Source organism: Leucobacter soli (assembly GCF_042659205.1).
GTDB classification, from domain to species: Bacteria; Actinomycetota; Actinomycetes; order Actinomycetales; family Microbacteriaceae; genus Leucobacter; species Leucobacter soli.
Window position 1 is genome coordinate 1 of the sequence record NZ_JBHSRW010000326.1, and the last position, 1,879, is coordinate 1,879.

Annotated in this window: 2 protein-coding genes; one reads left to right on the forward strand and one right to left on the reverse strand. The window is 70.5% G+C overall.

Going from position 1 to position 1,879, the window contains the following annotated elements; translation table 11 throughout:
• Window positions 1-185, reverse strand: a 185-nt coding sequence (locus ACFPZL_RS12745; RefSeq protein WP_382335728.1) for a helix-turn-helix domain-containing protein, incomplete at its 3' end; no start/stop codon positions are given.
• Between the two features lie 89 nt (window positions 186-274).
• Here ACFPZL_RS12745 and ACFPZL_RS12750 point away from each other — a divergent pair.
• On the forward strand, window positions 275-1,879 hold a 1,605-nt coding region (locus ACFPZL_RS12750), incomplete at its 3' end, for a proline dehydrogenase family protein (RefSeq protein ID WP_382335729.1).

Genomic DNA, 1,879 nt, shown 5'->3' on the forward strand with positions numbered 1-1,879 from the left:
GCCGCGGGTGTGAGCGCGAGGGTGCGTCCGACGCGGCGCAGCAGTTGCACGCCGGCCTCGCGTTCGAGCAGCGCGAGCTGCTGGGAGACCGCCGAGGGGCTGTAATTCAGCGCCTCCGCGACCGCCGCGACGGTGCCGCGCGCTCGCAGCTCCCAGAGCAGCCTGAGCCGCTTCATCTCGAGCATGCCGACGCTCCAATCATTCAGATTTACTTCATAGTAGTCCGCAGAAACAGTCGCTGTACTTCATTCTCTGCGAGGTTCACACTGGCTACATGACCTCCCCGCACCACTCCACCGGCACCCGCGATCTCCCCGGGGCCGACATCCGCCCCCAAGACCTCGCCGACGACGCCATCGCGCTCGTGCGCCGGTGGCTCGCCGAGGCCGCAGAGGTGCCCGCCGACCCCTCGGCCGCCCGCCTCGCCGGCGTGCTGCGCGACCCGAACGGCCTCGACTTCACCGTCGGCTTCGTCGACGGTGTCGTGCGCCCTGAAGACCTCGACGCCGCGGCCAAGAAGCTGAAGCAGCTCGTACCGCTCACCCCGGCGTTCCTGCCCGCGCCGCTGCGCGGCGCCATCGGGCTCGGCGGCGCATTCGCGAAGCCGCTGCCCGGCGTCGTCGTGCCGATCGCCCGCAAGGTGCTGCGCCAGATGGTGAGCCACCTCATCATCGACGCGACCGACGCCAAGCTCGGGCACGCGATCGCGAAGATCAAGCAGGACGACGTCCGCCTCAACATCAACCTGCTCGGCGAGGCGATCCTCGGCCAGCACGAGGCCGAGCGCCGCCTGGCCGGCACCCACAAGCTGCTCGCCCGGCCCGACGTCGACTACGTGTCGATCAAGGTCTCCTCGACCGTCGCCCCGCACAACCACTGGGCCTTCGACGAGGCCGTCGCGCACATCGAGAAGCAGCTGCTGCCGCTCTTCGAGCGCGCCGCAGCCGCGAGCCCGAAGAAGTTCATCAACCTCGACATGGAGGAGTACAAGGATCTCGACCTCACCCTCGCGGTGTTCACGGGCATCCTGGACCGCCCCGAGTTCTTGGGCCTCGAGGCGGGCATCGTGCTGCAGGCGTACCTGCCCGACGCCCTCGGCGCCATGATGCGGCTGCAGGAGTGGGCTGCCGCGCGCGTGGCCCACGGCGGTGCTGCGATCAAGGTGCGCGTGGTGAAGGGCGCGAACCTGCCGATGGAGCTCGTCGACGCGGCGATCCACGGCTGGCCCGCGGCGACCTGGGGCTCGAAGCAGGCCAGCGACACGAGCTACAAGGCCGTGCTCGACTATGCGCTGCACCCGGATCGCGTGGCGAACGTGCGCATCGGCGTCGCCGGCCACAACCTCTTCGACGTCGCACTCGCGTGGCTGCTGGCGCAGGCGCGCGGGGCTGCCGACGTTCGCCCGTCGAACGGCACGGGATCGGCGCAGCGCGGCATCGAGTTCGAGATGCTGCTCGGCATGGCCACCGGCCAGGCCGAGGCGGTGAAGCGCGAGGTCGGCGGACTGCTGCTCTACACGCCCGTCGTGCACCCCGAGGAGTTCGACGTCGCGATCGCCTACCTGATCCGCCGCCTCGAGGAGGGCGCGAGCCAGGAGAACTTCATGTCGGCCGTGTTCGAGCTGAACGACGACTCCGCGCTGTTCGAACGCGAGAAGGATCGCTTCCTCGCCTCCCTCGACGCGCTGGCCACGATCACCGGCGACGGCTCGGTCGACTCGTACGCGGTGCCGGGCCCGAATCGGGTGCAGGATCGCGGCGCCTACGACGCCGCCGGCGCAGCGGCGCGGGTCGACGCACTCGTCGAGGCCGGTCGCCGGGGCGAGTTCGCAAACGCGCCAGACACCGACCCCGACCTGCCGGGCAACCGCGCCTGGGGC